The organism is Saliterribacillus persicus (assembly GCF_003337485.1).
GTDB classification, from domain to species: domain Bacteria; phylum Bacillota; class Bacilli; order Bacillales; family Amphibacillaceae; genus Saliterribacillus; species Saliterribacillus persicus.
Genome location: NZ_QPJJ01000011.1, coordinates 103,197 through 117,090 on the forward strand (window position 1 = coordinate 103,197; position 13,894 = coordinate 117,090).

15 protein-coding genes are annotated in these 13,894 nt (G+C 32.1%); 9 read left to right on the plus strand and 6 right to left on the minus strand.

The window, feature by feature from the left end:
- Window positions 1-2: 2 nt before the first annotated feature.
- Both DFR57_RS13165 and comGA read right to left on the minus strand, forming a co-directional pair.
- Window positions 3-1,055, minus strand: coding sequence for a type II secretion system F family protein (locus DFR57_RS13165; RefSeq protein WP_114353669.1), 1,053 nt, complete (start codon window positions 1,053-1,055; stop codon window positions 3-5).
- Window positions 1,000-2,025, minus strand: a complete 1,026-nt coding sequence (comGA, locus tag DFR57_RS13170) for a competence type IV pilus ATPase ComGA (protein WP_114353670.1) — start codon at window positions 2,023-2,025, stop codon at window positions 1,000-1,002. The genes DFR57_RS13165 and comGA overlap by 56 nt, the downstream gene beginning before the upstream one ends.
- A 102-nt stretch (window positions 2,026-2,127) precedes the next feature.
- Between comGA and DFR57_RS13175 the strand changes: the two genes are divergently transcribed.
- On the plus strand, window positions 2,128-2,625 hold the full coding sequence (locus DFR57_RS13175; protein ID WP_114353671.1) for a shikimate kinase: 498 nt from the start codon (window positions 2,128-2,130) through the stop codon (window positions 2,623-2,625).
- Window positions 2,626-2,658: 33 nt separating this feature from the next.
- A complete protein-coding gene (locus DFR57_RS13180) occupies window positions 2,659-2,838 on the plus strand; it encodes a YqzE family protein (RefSeq protein WP_114353672.1) in 180 nt (59 codons plus the stop codon).
- An 87-nt stretch (window positions 2,839-2,925) separates the two neighbouring features.
- Here DFR57_RS13180 and DFR57_RS13185 read toward each other — a convergent pair whose 3' ends face one another.
- The 3 genes from DFR57_RS13185 to DFR57_RS13195 form a co-directional block, all read right to left on the minus strand.
- Window positions 2,926-3,735 carry a YqhG family protein gene (locus DFR57_RS13185; protein WP_114353673.1) on the minus strand — a complete coding sequence of 270 codons (810 nt, stop codon included), beginning with the start codon at window positions 3,733-3,735 and terminating at the stop codon, window positions 2,926-2,928.
- Window positions 3,725-5,371 (minus strand): DEAD/DEAH box helicase, encoded by a 1,647-nt coding sequence (locus tag DFR57_RS13190; protein ID WP_114353674.1) that lies wholly within the window; start codon window positions 5,369-5,371, stop codon window positions 3,725-3,727. Before DFR57_RS13190 ends, DFR57_RS13185 begins: the two co-directional genes overlap by 11 nt.
- Before the next feature lie 146 nt (window positions 5,372-5,517).
- On the minus strand, window positions 5,518-5,913 hold the full coding sequence (locus DFR57_RS13195; RefSeq protein ID WP_114353675.1) for a rhodanese-like domain-containing protein: 396 nt from the start codon (window positions 5,911-5,913) through the stop codon (window positions 5,518-5,520).
- Between the two features lie 442 nt (window positions 5,914-6,355).
- Between DFR57_RS13195 and DFR57_RS13200 the strand changes: the two genes are divergently transcribed.
- The 3 genes from DFR57_RS13200 to DFR57_RS13210 all read left to right on the plus strand — a co-directional run bounded on the left by DFR57_RS13200 (window position 6,356) and on the right by DFR57_RS13210 (window position 10,433).
- Entirely contained in the window at window positions 6,356-8,911 is a 2,556-nt protein-coding gene (locus DFR57_RS13200) for a vitamin B12-dependent ribonucleotide reductase (RefSeq protein WP_114353676.1), read from the plus strand.
- A 140-nt stretch (window positions 8,912-9,051) separates the two neighbouring features.
- The gene (mntR, locus tag DFR57_RS13205; RefSeq protein WP_114353677.1) at window positions 9,052-9,468 is read left to right on the plus strand and encodes a transcriptional regulator MntR; all 417 of its coding nucleotides are present in this window, start codon (window positions 9,052-9,054) and stop codon (window positions 9,466-9,468) included.
- Between the two features lie 77 nt (window positions 9,469-9,545).
- The gene (locus DFR57_RS13210) at window positions 9,546-10,433 is read left to right on the plus strand and encodes a patatin-like phospholipase family protein (protein WP_114353678.1); all 888 of its coding nucleotides are present in this window, start codon (window positions 9,546-9,548) and stop codon (window positions 10,431-10,433) included.
- 71 nt (window positions 10,434-10,504) lie between these two features.
- Here the strand turns inward: DFR57_RS13210 and DFR57_RS13215 are convergent, their stop codons facing one another.
- Complete coding sequence (locus DFR57_RS13215) at window positions 10,505-10,867, minus strand: SA1362 family protein (protein WP_245937468.1); 363 nt, start codon at window positions 10,865-10,867, stop codon at window positions 10,505-10,507.
- 270 nt (window positions 10,868-11,137) lie between these two features.
- Between DFR57_RS13215 and DFR57_RS13220 the strand changes: the two genes are divergently transcribed.
- The 4 genes from DFR57_RS13220 to efp all read left to right on the plus strand — a co-directional run bounded on the left by DFR57_RS13220 (window position 11,138) and on the right by efp (window position 13,849).
- A complete protein-coding gene (locus tag DFR57_RS13220; protein WP_114353680.1) occupies window positions 11,138-11,614 on the plus strand; it encodes a YqhR family membrane protein in 477 nt (158 codons plus the stop codon).
- A 133-nt stretch (window positions 11,615-11,747) separates the two neighbouring features.
- A complete protein-coding gene (gene aroQ, locus DFR57_RS13225; protein ID WP_114353681.1) occupies window positions 11,748-12,188 on the plus strand; it encodes a type II 3-dehydroquinate dehydratase in 441 nt (146 codons plus the stop codon).
- A gap of 6 nt (window positions 12,189-12,194) precedes the next feature.
- Window positions 12,195-13,265 carry a M24 family metallopeptidase gene (locus DFR57_RS13230; protein WP_114353682.1) on the plus strand — a complete coding sequence of 357 codons (1,071 nt, stop codon included), beginning with the start codon at window positions 12,195-12,197 and terminating at the stop codon, window positions 13,263-13,265.
- A 26-nt stretch (window positions 13,266-13,291) separates the two neighbouring features.
- The gene (gene efp / locus DFR57_RS13235) at window positions 13,292-13,849 is read left to right on the plus strand and encodes an elongation factor P (protein ID WP_114353683.1); all 558 of its coding nucleotides are present in this window, start codon (window positions 13,292-13,294) and stop codon (window positions 13,847-13,849) included.
- Window positions 13,850-13,894 lie beyond the last annotated feature (45 nt).

The following is a 13,894-nucleotide window of genomic DNA, read 5'->3' on the forward strand; positions in this document are numbered from 1 at the left end:
TCTTATATTGTCGTAATTAAATCAAACATTGGAAGCATTAATGAAGTATAAATAGCAATTATAAAGATTGCTAAAATACAAAAAAAGGTGGGCTGAATAATCAAAATGATTTTTTTCGTTTTATATTCAGACTCATCTAATAAAAAATTGGCATAAACTGATAGATCCTTCGATAACTGATCATAATTTGCATTTTTTTGGAATATGGATTGTAAATCTTCATAGAGATAATCACATTGAGGTAAAACTGAGTTAATTATTTGTCCTCTTTCTAAATGTTTAATAAAAAATTCCGAATAGAAGGATAAAAATTCATTTTTTGTCTCTTTTGATAGAATCATTAGACTATCCTTTAAGGAAATGCCTGAGTCTAGGAGTGTGCTCATATGCATTGATAATAAGAAAGTTACTCTATTTTTTGTATAATAATTTAAAATAGGAACTTTTTTAAATAGATTTAATTTTAAATCAACCGATAGAGGAAAAGTCTTCTGTTTAAAAATGAATAGTACGCAAATTAATAATATAATGAAACTAATCAATGTGTAATACAAGGTGTCTATAAGAATGGTCGTATAGATCAATATACTTGTACTTTCTTGAACGGTGCTAAATAAGGAATGAAATGAAGGGTAAATAGAGTGTTTTAAGAAAAACAATAGAATAATAAAAATGGTAAATAACAAAAGAGGATACCTAAGGACTCGATTTAATTGTGATAAGAAATCACGTTGCTGCTTGAGCATTAATGTACAATGCCTTAATCCTTGTTGTATATTTCCCTGCTTTAAACAAATTGCCATAAAAGATACGACATTTGTTTCAAACCCAACATTGTCTAATGTAGTAGAAAATGATTTTCCGTTTTGTAAGTTTGATTCAACTAGATTCAATATTTTCTTCCAGGATACTTCCCATTTCATTATTTCTAGTGCATCAAGTAATGGATAATCTCTTTCTAATAAATGTAATAAACGATTTAAAATCTGGTATTGTAGGTCAATAGTTAATTTCTGTTTTTTCTTCATTGAAAATAGTGGAATTCGTAAATCCATATGCAAATGCCTTCTTTCTTAAGTGGGAGAATGTAATCATCTTACCTATTGAGGAAGGATGGGGATTTTCAATTGCATCAATTAAGAGGTTTGTATCTAATAATTCTAGAATAGCTGCTCGTCTTTTTCCATTGGGGGTTTCAATTGGAACTAATTGAATGGACGCAACAGCAATTAGGGTTTGAATTAAATCTATTCGTTGTATCCCCATTTCTAATAAGCGATGAATAGTTCCAAGAGCGTTGTTAGCATGAAGCGTAGAAAGCACTAAATGACCTGTGTAAGAAGCATGAAAGGCAAATTTAGCAGTCTCACGGTCTCTAATTTCCCCAACCATTAATATATCTGGGTCATGTCGCAATGCTGCTTTTAATCCTGCATTATAGGATAATCCGCTTTTTTCATTTACTTGCACCTGTAAAATATTATTTAATGATTTTTCAATAGGATCTTCTAATGTTATAGCTTGAAAGGATTGATCTATTAACAAAGATTGGAGAAGAGCATAAAGGGTGGTGGTTTTACCACTACCAGTTGGGCCAGTAAAAAGTATAATCCCTGATCGATGGGTTATCCAGCTTCTTATGGTGGTCAGCTGCTGAGGAAATAAAAATAAGTGTTTAATGTCCTGTAAATTGTTTTGAGGTAATATTCGAATTGCTAAGCTTTCCATTTCCTTAAGTGGTAGTGTGGATAATCGAAGTGAGTAATTTTCTTCTTTTAGGTTAATTGTTAAACTACCATTTTGTGGTTTTCTAGATTCACCAATATCCATTCCGGCATTGAATTTGAAGTGCGTTAAATATATATCATAATGATTATTTGTTATGGAACAATAAAATGAGCGCTGCCCATTGATGCGGAAATAGATAGAAGTATTCATTATTTCAGGGCACAAATGAATATCGGTAGCATTTCTTTTTATAGCTGCAGTTAATAGTTTTGTAGAAAATACACTAGCGGGGTTCAAAAATGATTCACCTCCTTTATCTAAGATGGTACAATACTAATTATTCGACAACAATGGAGGATTTCCTTTTTTAATTTTAAATAATTTTTGTGAGGTGTGAAGATGGATAGTATTTATTTGGTAGGATTTATGGGTAGTGGTAAAAGTAGTGTGGCAGAAGAAGTAGAAAAACAATTGAATCTACCACTTTTTGATACTGATCAAATTATAGAAGAAAAAACGAACAAAAAGATAACTGAAATATTTGCAGAAGATGGCGAGGCGGTTTTCAGAGACTTAGAAACTGCTGTACTGAAAGATCTACCAAGCACAGATGCGATTATTTCCACAGGTGGGGGAATAGTAGAAAGGCAAGAAAATCAAAAATTTTTAAAAGAACAATTATGCGTTATTTTTTTAGATGCGTCTTGGGAAACAATAACCAAGCGATTATCAAATGACACAAATCGACCGATTTGGTTAAATAAAGATAGAGATAAACAGAAATTATTAGAATCTAGAAAACCCATTTATAAAAGTGTAGCCACTCTAATTTTAAAAACAGATAATAAAGAACCTGATGAGCTAGCTTCAGAGATTATAACACATATAAAAGGATAAAATGGACATACTACTTCATAAAGGAGTGATAATATGTCCGGCGAAGAATACTTGAAGTATGTGACGCAAAAAGTAGTTACTCATCTTAACACCCCAAAGTCAAAAAGAACACGAAAAAAAAATAAGAGTAATGGAATGTCTAATAAATGGTTTGGTATTTTGCCCTTTGCTATTCGTATCTTTTTATCGAAAAGAAAACAATCTTCAAAATAACGCTCGTTTTTAACATAGCATTATAAAAACGAGCGAATGTTAATATATAATTATTTTTGGTCTTTATCTCAACGATAAGACCATTTTTTATGCGTTTGCAAGAATATTTTTATTTGTCGTATTTGTTACATAGAAATAACCACCATTGATAATATCAATTTTTATTTTAGGCTCTAAACGATCCTTTAGTAATTTTTTCTCTTGATCTATTGTCGAGAGGTTAGAAGAAGATGCCTCATTAAAAAAATACTCCAGTAATTCCATTTCTTTTTGTAATCGATCGTTTGATTTTCTTGCCCACTCTAGCTCTTGATTTTTTAGATAGTGATGGATGAATTTATAAACACGGTTTACCGCACTCTCTTGTTTAATTAGTGGAGTGATAGGATAACAATAGTCATGACAATTTTTATCGAATGAGTATTGTTTAATCTTTTCCATGAAATTACTATAGATTGCACCATTAATTAATTGTAAACCAAGAGAGACAATCTCTTCTTTATTATTTTCACCTAAATAATTAATTTTTAAATTAAGAACAAGCCATGGATTTAACGGTGTTTGATTTGAACTTTTTATTTTTTCGAAAAAGCGTACGTATTTTCCTTGTTCTTCAATATGATTAAATATTTGATGGAGCCTAGGACTTCCAAAATGAATCCATTCACCATCTGCCTGAGGATTTTGCTCTGATCCTAAATTAATGGTTAATTTCTTTGGTTCTCCAATTTTATTTAGCTTTTTCATATAATGCCAATAAAAAGGACGATTCATCAATTTTTCGTCTAAATCCTGTGTTAATTTAACTGTAATTTTATTTTTTTCATTTTCTATTATCGTACACTGATTAATGATAAAGTAGTCGATTAAGAATTTTTTCAAATTATTAATTGGCATTAGAATGAGGCATCCTTTCTTGAGTGAATGAATCAAGTATAGTCGAAATATTTTCAATTTTAATTTTTGCTTCACCAGTTGTTTTTGACGTCGAGTAGATATGGTTTAACATATGCTCTAAATCCTTCATATTCAATTGTTCCAAGATCTTATCTAATCCACCTATAACGTTTTCGAATAGGTGGAGCTTTTTGTATAGTAAATGGACAATATCTTCTTCCAAGGTTTCTTTTAGAGCAAAGTTATAAATATATACATCTTTATCTTGACCAAAACGATGAATTCTACCGATTCTTTGTTCTAATTTCATTGGGTTCCAAGGAAGGTCATAGTTGATAAGATGGTTACAAAACTGCAAATTAATTCCTTCACCAGCAGCTTCAGTAGCAACTAATACATCTGCATAATGTTCAAAAAGATGTTTCATGTAATCTTTCTTACTTTTCTTAAAACCACCTCTAAATGGTACTGCTTTAATTCCGTTTTGAATTAATAGTGCTAACAAAGCTTGTTGTGTGGCATGGTATTCTGTAAAAATAATAAATTTTTCTTTTTTATTTGATAATAACTCGGCCAATTTTTTAGCCTTGGTGAATTTGGGTATTTTCGTTATATCTTCGATCAGCTTTGAAATAACTTCTTTTTTGGATAGATCTTCTTCTTTTGCTAATAATTTTTGCAAGGAGACGTAACAGGCTTCAATAGAAGAACAGAATTCTCGTTTATAAATGATATTACCAAATGGAGAATTTGAAGGTAATTTGGATTCTAAAAGTTGATAATATTCTTTTTCTTCATTACTGGGATTAACCCAAATTGTTTCAATATGTCTTTTTGATGGATTCATCTCGGTATCCGTGCGACGGTTTCTGATCATAACATTTTCAATTAGTTGCCTGACGTAGTGCTTAGAAGATTCTCCATCAGCAAAACGCTGTGAGAAAGAGTTATAATCCCCTAGATATCCAGGCTTTAGTAGATTAATTAGATTAAATATATCTTCTATTTGGTTGTGCATAGGTGTTGCAGTTAAGAGCAAGCAATATTTTTTTTGTAGTGCTTGTACAAAATTAAAATTTTTTGTTTTTTTATTTCGAAGCTTATGTGCCTCATCTACTATGACTAAATCATATTTTTGTTCTAATATTATTTTCTGATTTGTTTCTCTTTTTGCCGTTTCAAGTGAGGTTACTACAATCTCTTGCATTTCCCAATCCATTTTCTTTCTGCTAGCTACTGCTGGAATATAAAATTTTTGATTAAGCTCGTTCACCCATTGATTAATTAGGGAGGCAGGTACTAAAATGAGTGCTTTTTTTATATTTCCCCTGAGCATGTATTCTTTTAGTATTAAACCTGCTTCTATGGTTTTACCTAAACCAACTTCATCTGCAAGCAGTGCTCTTCCGTTCATCATTGTGAGAACTTTTTTTGCAGAATGAATCTGATGGGGTAAGAATTTTACGTGGGGAAGGTAGTCGAGTGTCATTAATTCATCAAAATCTCTAATCTGTTTTGATTTAACTGTTTCATAAGCCATATTAAATTCATCCCACGAGGCTAGATTTATATTTTGTTTTAAATTTTGTTCTAAACAAATAAAAAATTCCTCATCCCACTTTATAGATACATCCATGATAATCAATCCTTTAGGCCGATTTTTATATAGTGTTTGGAATATTGTTTCTTTTATACTAAAAAACCACCATTCATAGAAATATGAATGGTGGTCCATTTACAGCAATTATATAAGAAATCATTGTATTTGATGATAATCTTGAATTAATATTCAATTTTTTTAGTTTTTTTAATTTTTCCAGACCATTTCTTAAATCCACCTTGCAGGTGATAGAGTTTTTTATATCCCTTTTTATCTAATAGAAGTGCTGCTCGCATGGAGCGGGATCCATTTTGACAATATAAATATACTGGTTGATCTTGTCTTAGTTCTGTTAATCTTTGACGCATTTGTGATAATGGGATATTTCTTGCGCCAAGGATGTGACCAGCATCAAATTCTTTTGGTTCTCGTACATCGATAAGTTGAGCTTTTCTATATCCATTTTTAAATTCTTCTTGCGTTAACGTTTTTAATATTTTCTTTTGTTTCCAATAACGGAATACAGCATAAAGTATAAATGCAAGCAGTACTCCTAGTAATACATATAATTCTAGCATACGTCGTTCCCCCAATAGTTTATAAAGCTAATTAAAATACCTACACTGAATTATACCATTTTTGTTCAAAGAATAAATAATTTTGATTAAAAAATATTTACGACTAAGCTTTTTTGCTCTATACTAAAGCAGGTAATAAATAAAATGTTTATTATTACTATTGCTTTATAATCTATCTGACAGATAGTAATATAATTTTTATATATTTTCAGTGTTTTTTTTTTTGAAATAAAGCTCAAGACTAATTAATTTATATAGTTAAAAACTTCAGTAAAGAGGACTTTTTTAAATTTGACAAAATTCATGTTTTTCGTCCTCAGAACAAGATATAGTATTATTTTTTGAAAAATAATACTATATCTTGTTTTTTTGTTTTCTAATGTGGTACATTAAGAAGAGAAATTAAATGATAAATTTTCATTTTAGAGGAGAGATGCGAAAGATGAGCACTGCAACTGATGTAATAGGGGAAGTAAATGTCGAAAAGTTAAATGAAGATATCAAACATTTTCCTCAGGTACATGCAATAACTGATGATATGAACACTAGCCATAAAGGGGTATCTCGTCTAGTAATGTTGGATCGTTATGCTTTTAAAGATACAGAAAAATCCACATTGTCAGAAGGCGATTTTGTTGTCTTAACGGTAAAAGCGGATCCTAAATTCCCCGCGCGCGGTTTAGGCTTTATTAGTTCTATCAATTGGCATACTAAAGAAGCGGAAATTGAAGTGGATAAAGAATTTGTTTCGGTATTAGATAACGAAGAAGAGATTGAAACAGGTGTTATCAAAAGATCTTTAGATGTTATAGACAAGCCTCTTGAAATATATTATGAACAAATTGCATTAAGAAATGCCAAAGGATTAGCAGGTGTTGAAGTCAATCCTATTGATAAAGAAAAATGGTTCAACACATTTTATAAAGAATTATCTAATCTTAATTTCATTCCAGCAGGTAGAGTCTTATACGGAGCTGGTGCGGATACTGATGTAACCTATTTTAATTGTTATGTTATGCCTTATATCCAAGATTCCCGAGAAGGAATATCAGATCACCGTAAACAAGTAATGGAAATAATGAGTAGAGGTGGGGGAGTTGGAACAAATGGTTCTACCCTTCGTCCAAGAAATACTTTGGCTAAAGGTGTTAACGGAAAATCCTCTGGTTCAGTTTCATGGTTAGATGATATTGCTAAATTGACACATCTAGTTGAACAGGGTGGTTCTCGTCGCGGTGCTCAAATGATTATGTTGGCGGATTGGCACCCCGACATTGTTGAATTCATCATCTCTAAAATGCAAAATCCTAAAATACTAAGATTTTTGATTGAAAGTACTTCGGACAAGCATATTAAACAGTTAGCAAAAGAAAAACTTAATTTCACACCTCTAACCGAAACAGAGATTGATTTATATCAAGGAATAATTAATTATAAAAATATTCCAGGCCAAGGCGGATTCACGAATCAAGCAATTTTAGAGGCGGAAGAGAAATTAAGAACTGGTGGTACTTATACCGTTCATAATTCTGAATTTTTAACTGGTGCAAACATTTCAGTTTGTATTACAAAAGAATTTATGGAAGCTGTAGAAAATAATACAAGTTATGCTTTACGTTTTCCAGATGTTGAAAATTACACAAAAGAAGAAATGAAGGTTTATAATGAAAAATGGCACGAATATGGTGACGTTCGTGCGTGGGAAGATAAAGGGTTCGATGTAAGAACTTATCGCGAGATTGAAGCCAATGAGTTATGGAACTTAATTAATATTTGTGCCACTTACTCTGCTGAACCAGGAATTTTCTTTATCGATAATGCTAATGATATGACAAATGCAAAGGCCTACGGTCAGCAGGTAGTAGCAACTAACCCATGTGGGGAACAACCGTTAGCTCCATATTCAGTTTGTAATCTTGCTGCAGTAAATCTTGCTTCTTTCGCTATAAAAGATACAAAAGAAGTGGACTTTGAAAAATTAAAAGAAACCGTAACAAATGGGGTTCGTATGCAAGATAACGTGATTGATGCTACTCCATACTTTTTGGAAGCTAACAAAAAACAAGCACTAGGGGAACGAAGAGTTGGCCTAGGTGTAATGGGATTACATGATTTACTTATCTATTGTGAAACTGTATATGGTTCAAAAGAAGGTAATATACTAGTTGACAAAATTTTTGAAACCATTGCTACAACAGCATATCGTGCGTCTGTTGAATTAGCTAAAGAAAAAGGAAGCTTTCCATTTTTGATTGGTGATACTGAAGAAGAAACCATGAACTTACGAAGAAGTTTTGTGGAAACTGGCTACATGAAGAAGATGCCTGAAGATATTCGAGAAGGCGTACTGAAATATGGTATACGTAATTCACATCTTCTAACAGTAGCTCCTACTGGAAGTACGGGTACAATGGTTGGTGTTTCTACAGGATTAGAGCCATACTTCTCATTCTCTTATTACAGAAGTGGACGTTTAGGGAAGTTTATTGAAGTAAAAGCTGATATCGTTCAGGAATATCTAGATGCTAATCCAGATCAAGATGCTAATAATTTACCAAAATGGTTCATTGCAGCTATGGAACTTTCTCCAGAAGCTCATGCTGATACACAGTGCGTTATTCAGAAATGGGTAGATAGCTCTATTTCAAAAACAGTTAATGCTCCGAAAGGTTATTCTGTAGAGCAAGTAGAAAATGTTTATCGCAGATTGTATAAAGGTGGAGCAAAAGGTGGTACCGTCTACGTAGATGGTAGTAGAGATAGCCAGGTATTAACCTTAAAAGCAGAAGAAAATAGCTTTGATGAAGAAGACTCAAATGAGGGCAATAAACCGCATGTTGTGCTTATGGATACCGTACAAGAATTAGGTAAAACAAGTGTAATGATAGGTTCAGAAGTAGGGAATACATGCCCAGTATGCCGAAAAGGAACAGTAGAAGATATTGGTGGTTGTAATACTTGTACAAATTGTAATGCACAGTTAAAATGTGGATTATAAGTATAAAAATGATTGACGGCTGTAAAATACAGTCGTCTTTCTTTTATGTGATAAAAACAAAAAAATTGTAATTATAAATTAATGAAAGATGCACGATTATGTTAAAGTATAGAGAGAATAAGATGAAAGGGAGCATTCTTATGCCAACACCTACTATGGAAGATTACATTGAACAAATATATATATTAATGGAAACAAAAGGGTATGCCAGAGTATCTGCAATAGCAGAAGCTCTTCAAGTACAACCTTCCTCTGTAACAAAAATGGTACAGAAATTGGACAAAGATAATTATTTGAATTACGAAAAATATCAAGGACTTATTTTAACTGCTAAAGGTAAAAAAATTGGACAAAGGTTAGTATATAGACATGAACTACTGGAACAATTTTTGAAAATTATAGGTGTTGATGACGAAAATATATACACAGATGTAGAAGGAATCGAACACCATTTAAGCTGGAACTCTATTGACCGAATAGGGGATGTAGTACAATATTTTGAAGAAAATCCAAAACGAGTGGAACAACTTTCTATTCTCCGTGAAAAATCCGAATAAATTTTTGTCATCCTATTTAAATAATCGCCGTACATTTTAGTAAGAGCTATTTCAATCTAAAAGATAGGGTGAATAGTATGAAAATAGATGGTGTGTTCTCTGGTGGTGGTGTAAAAGCATTTACTTATATTGGTGCTTTGTCTGCTTTAGAAGAAAAAAATCACGAATTAATTAGAGTTGCGGGTACCTCTGCAGGGGCAATTGTAGCCGCCCTGATTGCAAGTGGGTACAATTCTCAAGAAATGAAAAATCTAATCCTAGAACAAAATATTAGTGAATTTACAGATCAGGCTAAAATAACGACGTTTATTCCTTCCTTAAAATGGCTATCATTATATTACAAATTAGGGATTTTCAAAGGGGATATGCTAGAAAAATGGTTATTTCGTATATTACTCGAAAAAGGAGTCTGTACATTTTCTGATTTACCCGAACACAGTTTGAAAATTATTGCTGCAGATCTAACGAATAAACGTTTGGTTGTTTTCCCTGATGATTTAGATGAATTCTATAACATTGATTCTTCAACTTTTTCTGTTGCAAGAGCAATACGAATGAGTGTAACCATTCCATTCTTCTTTCAACCGGCCACATTATTTGGCAAAAAAAAATCTACAATACCTATCATTGTAGATGGAGCAATATTAAGCAATTTTCCTTACTGGGTCTTTCAAAATCGCAAAGGCATGTATCAGAGACCAACTATAGGCCTGCAGCTAAAAGAAAAGGATAAGCATCGTCCAGAAAAAATACAAAATGCTATAGAGATGGCAAGCGCTATATTCAATACTATGAAACAAGCGCATGATCAGAGATTTATAACAGAAGATACAGATAAAAATATTCTTGTTCTTCCAGTTAAAAATATTGAGTCACGAGATTTTAAAATTACAGATCAAGAAAAAAATTCACTGATTCAAAGTGGCTATAAAAACACTAAATCTTTTTTAAATAACTGGCCATAAAGGAATTAACTCTCCGTATACATAAGTAATTCTACTATCTATTGATTCAAACGATTGAAGAATCAAAACCCTCAAAAACTTGCTCTATTTCTATTTTTTTCTTTATTTCCTTCGATAACCTTTAAATGGGTAGGTCTCTTTTTCTTTTTGTTATTTGACGATATCATGATTGGCTTTTTGGAGACGGTCTTTTTGTTAATAGAATTCTTATTTTTTTGTTTAGATTGCTTTACTGCTTTTCGGTATTTTTTCAAATCATTTGAGGATTTTGGCTTTATAAAGAAAAAGTAAATAGCACCAAAAATCAATCCACCAATTGCAACACTGATTAGTATGTTTATTAGCAATCCGACTGTATCATTTACCAAAGATACAACCAACCCTAGAAAAGCCAAGCCAAATAATAAATATACCCACCATGTTTGATTTCGCATAATGCAATCTCCTTTCATACTTCCTTTTATTTAAAGACTATTATTTAGTTATACCCTTCTTCTATAACATAATATACGAGAAAAAGTTGTTTTTTTTGACAAAATTAATAATTTCTCTTTAAAAATAGATTTTAGAACTTACTATCTATTCATAGCCTCTTTATTGTAACGTATTAATAGCTATCTCACTAGGCTTTAATCATTTCTGTAAATTAGCTTTCGAATAAACGATTTAAAATAGGAAAAGCTAATGAAAGAGGTGATTTAAAAATGAGCAATAAAAAAAATAAATCGAATTATAATCCAGCACTTCGTTCCCTAGTAACAGGTTTTTTTGGTGGTCTTTTTTGGTCTTCAATAAGTTATTTTGGACATTTATTTCATTTCACTTCTGTATCTCCCTCCACATTTATTTTGAGACTTTGGTATGACTATGCGTGGATTGAAAAATGGAAGGGGGAAATTCTCTCTATATTAATTATTTCTCTTCTATCCTCGTTAGTTGGTTTGTTTTATTTTTTTCTATTAAAAAAATTCATAGGTGTGTTGGTACCATTGGTATTTGGTTGCATCCTTTGGGCTGTTATCTTTTCGTCTTTTTCTTACTTATTTCCAACCCTTATTCATTGGAGTAGTTTATCGAGTGATACGATCGTAAGTACAATTTGTTTATTTCTTCTATATGGACTTTTTATAGGCTATTCGATTAATTATGATTACGCCATACATCAAGAACAATCAAATTAGATTTTACTATCGTTTAATACTCATATATGGTGTTGGGAAAGTTAAATTATGTTACACTTAAAAATGGAAAAAGCGAAATTACTGCTGTGTAATATAAGAGGTATTTAATTTAATTGCTACTGGAGTGGTCATCTTGAACTCAATTTTGTTATTAAATGGTCCAAATTTAAATCGTTTGGGAAAGCGAGAGCCTGGGATATATGGAAGTGAAACCTTAGAAAATGTAGAGGCTAAATTACAAAATATACTTAAAGCATACAATGTCAATATTGATTCATTTCAATCCAATCATGAAGGAGAATTAATAGACAAAATTCATCAAGCAGATGACAATTATATGGGTATTATCTTTAATCCTGGCGCCTATACTCATACAAGTATTGCTCTAAGAGATGCAATAAGTTCTATTGATGTTCCAGTGGTCGAAGTGCATATCTCTAATGTCCATGCACGCGAATCTTTTAGACATCACTCATTACTTGCCGCGGTTTGCGAAGGACAAATAGTTGGTTTAGGAACAAAAGGATATGAACTGGCTGCAGAGTATTTTGCAAGTAAAATTCAAGAAAGGTAGTTGAGAATGGAAACTATTCTAGAAAAGCTAAGAAAACTATTGAAAAAAGATGGAATAGATGGATTACTTATTACCAACGAGATTAACAGAAGGTATGTTACAAACTTTACAGGCACAGCTGGTGTTGTTTTAGTGACACAAAAAGATGCTGTATTTATAACAGACTTTAGATATATGGAACAAGCAAATGAACAAGTTAGAAATTTTGATATCGTTGAGCATAGAGGCCCTATTCATGAAAAAGTAAGAGAAGTCGTAGAAGAATTAAAAATAATGAAACTTGCATTTGAGAAAAATGATCTTACATATAGTGAATTTGAAAAATATGAAAGTGAACTATCTTGTTCATTTATTCCCAAAGAGGGATACACAGAAAAAATTCGCTTGCTAAAAACAGCAGAGGAGATTACTATATTACAAGAGGCTGCTACTATAGCAGACGAAGCATTCTCGTATATTTTAACGAAAATTCGTCCTGGTGTTAGAGAAATAGAAATTGCAAACGAATTAGAGTTTTTTATGCGCTCAAAAGGAGCGGACTCTTCTAGTTTCGATATTATCGTGGCATCTGGGTATAGATCTGCTCTTCCCCACGGTGTTGCTTCTGAAAAGGAAATCCAAAACGGTGAATTAGTTACTTTAGATTTTGGAGCTTTATATAAAGGATACTGTTCCGATATCACACGTACGGTTGCAGTAGGTAAAATTAATGATGAATTAAAAGAAATTTATCAAACCGTATTAGATGCTCAATTAAAAGGGGTAACAGATATTAAAGCCGGCATAACTGCAAAAGAAGCAGATGCCCTGACAAGAGACCATATTAAATCAAAAGGGTATGGAGATTATTTTGGACACTCAACGGGCCATGGTCTTGGTTTAGAAGTTCATGAGATGCCTGGATTATCCTATCGTTCAGAAACTATTTTGGAACCAGGAATGGTGGTTACGGTCGAGCCGGGTATTTACGTGCCGGGAGTTGGAGGCTGTCGCATAGAGGATGATATCGTTATTACTGAAAATGGGTGTAATATACTTACAAAATCATCAAAAGAACTAATTGAATTACCAATTTAATATAGAATTGTATTAGGAGGAATAACATGATTTCAGTAAACGATTTTAAAACTGGATTAACAATTGAAGTAGATAACGATATTTGGCAGGTTATAGAATTTCAGCATGTCAAACCAGGAAAAGGGGCTGCATTTGTCCGCTCCAAATTAAGAAATTTGAGAAATGGCAATATTCAAGAGAAAACCTTCCGTGGTGGAGAAAAAGTAAATCGTGCTCATATTGAAAATCGTAAAATGCAATATCTTTTTTCTACTGGAGATGCACATACTTTTATGGACACCGCAACTTATGACCAAACAGAAATACAAGGAAATCAAATTCAGTACGAATTGAAATTCCTTAAAGAAAATATGGAAGTTCATATTATGACCTATCAGAGTGAAACGATTGGTGTAGAATTACCTAAAAACGTGGAATTAGAAGTAACTGAAACAGAGCCGGGTATTAAGGGTGACACTGCTAGTGGTGGAACAAAACCAGCAACGTTAGAAACAGGTTTAACAGTTCAAGTGCCTTTCTTTGTTAATGTTGGAGATGTATTGATCATTAATACAACTGACGGTAAGTATGTCTCAAGAGCATAATAATAATGAAGTGAAAAGCTAAGTAGAATCTATCATTCTACTTAG

Coding starts and splice junctions, on each gene's coding strand:
- DFR57_RS13165 (WP_114353669.1), bottom strand. CDS start 1,055: ATGGATTTACGAATTCCACTATTTTCAATGAAGAAAAAACAGAAATTA.
- DFR57_RS13175 (WP_114353671.1), top strand. CDS start 2,128: ATGGATAGTATTTATTTGGTAGGATTTATGGGTAGTGGTAAAAGTAGT.
- DFR57_RS13180 (WP_114353672.1), top strand. CDS start 2,659: ATGTCCGGCGAAGAATACTTGAAGTATGTGACGCAAAAAGTAGTTACT.
- DFR57_RS13185 (WP_114353673.1), bottom strand. CDS start 3,735: ATGCCAATTAATAATTTGAAAAAATTCTTAATCGACTACTTTATCATT.
- DFR57_RS13190 (WP_114353674.1), bottom strand. CDS start 5,371: ATGGATGTATCTATAAAGTGGGATGAGGAATTTTTTATTTGTTTAGAA.
- DFR57_RS13195 (WP_114353675.1), bottom strand. CDS start 5,913: ATGCTAGAATTATATGTATTACTAGGAGTACTGCTTGCATTTATACTT.
- DFR57_RS13200 (WP_114353676.1), top strand. CDS start 6,356: ATGAGCACTGCAACTGATGTAATAGGGGAAGTAAATGTCGAAAAGTTA.
- mntR (WP_114353677.1), top strand. CDS start 9,052: ATGCCAACACCTACTATGGAAGATTACATTGAACAAATATATATATTA.
- DFR57_RS13210 (WP_114353678.1), top strand. CDS start 9,546: ATGAAAATAGATGGTGTGTTCTCTGGTGGTGGTGTAAAAGCATTTACT.
- DFR57_RS13215 (WP_245937468.1), bottom strand. CDS start 10,867: ATGCGAAATCAAACATGGTGGGTATATTTATTATTTGGCTTGGCTTTT.
- DFR57_RS13220 (WP_114353680.1), top strand. CDS start 11,138: ATGAGCAATAAAAAAAATAAATCGAATTATAATCCAGCACTTCGTTCC.
- DFR57_RS13230 (WP_114353682.1), top strand. CDS start 12,195: ATGGAAACTATTCTAGAAAAGCTAAGAAAACTATTGAAAAAAGATGGA.
- efp (WP_114353683.1), top strand. CDS start 13,292: ATGATTTCAGTAAACGATTTTAAAACTGGATTAACAATTGAAGTAGAT.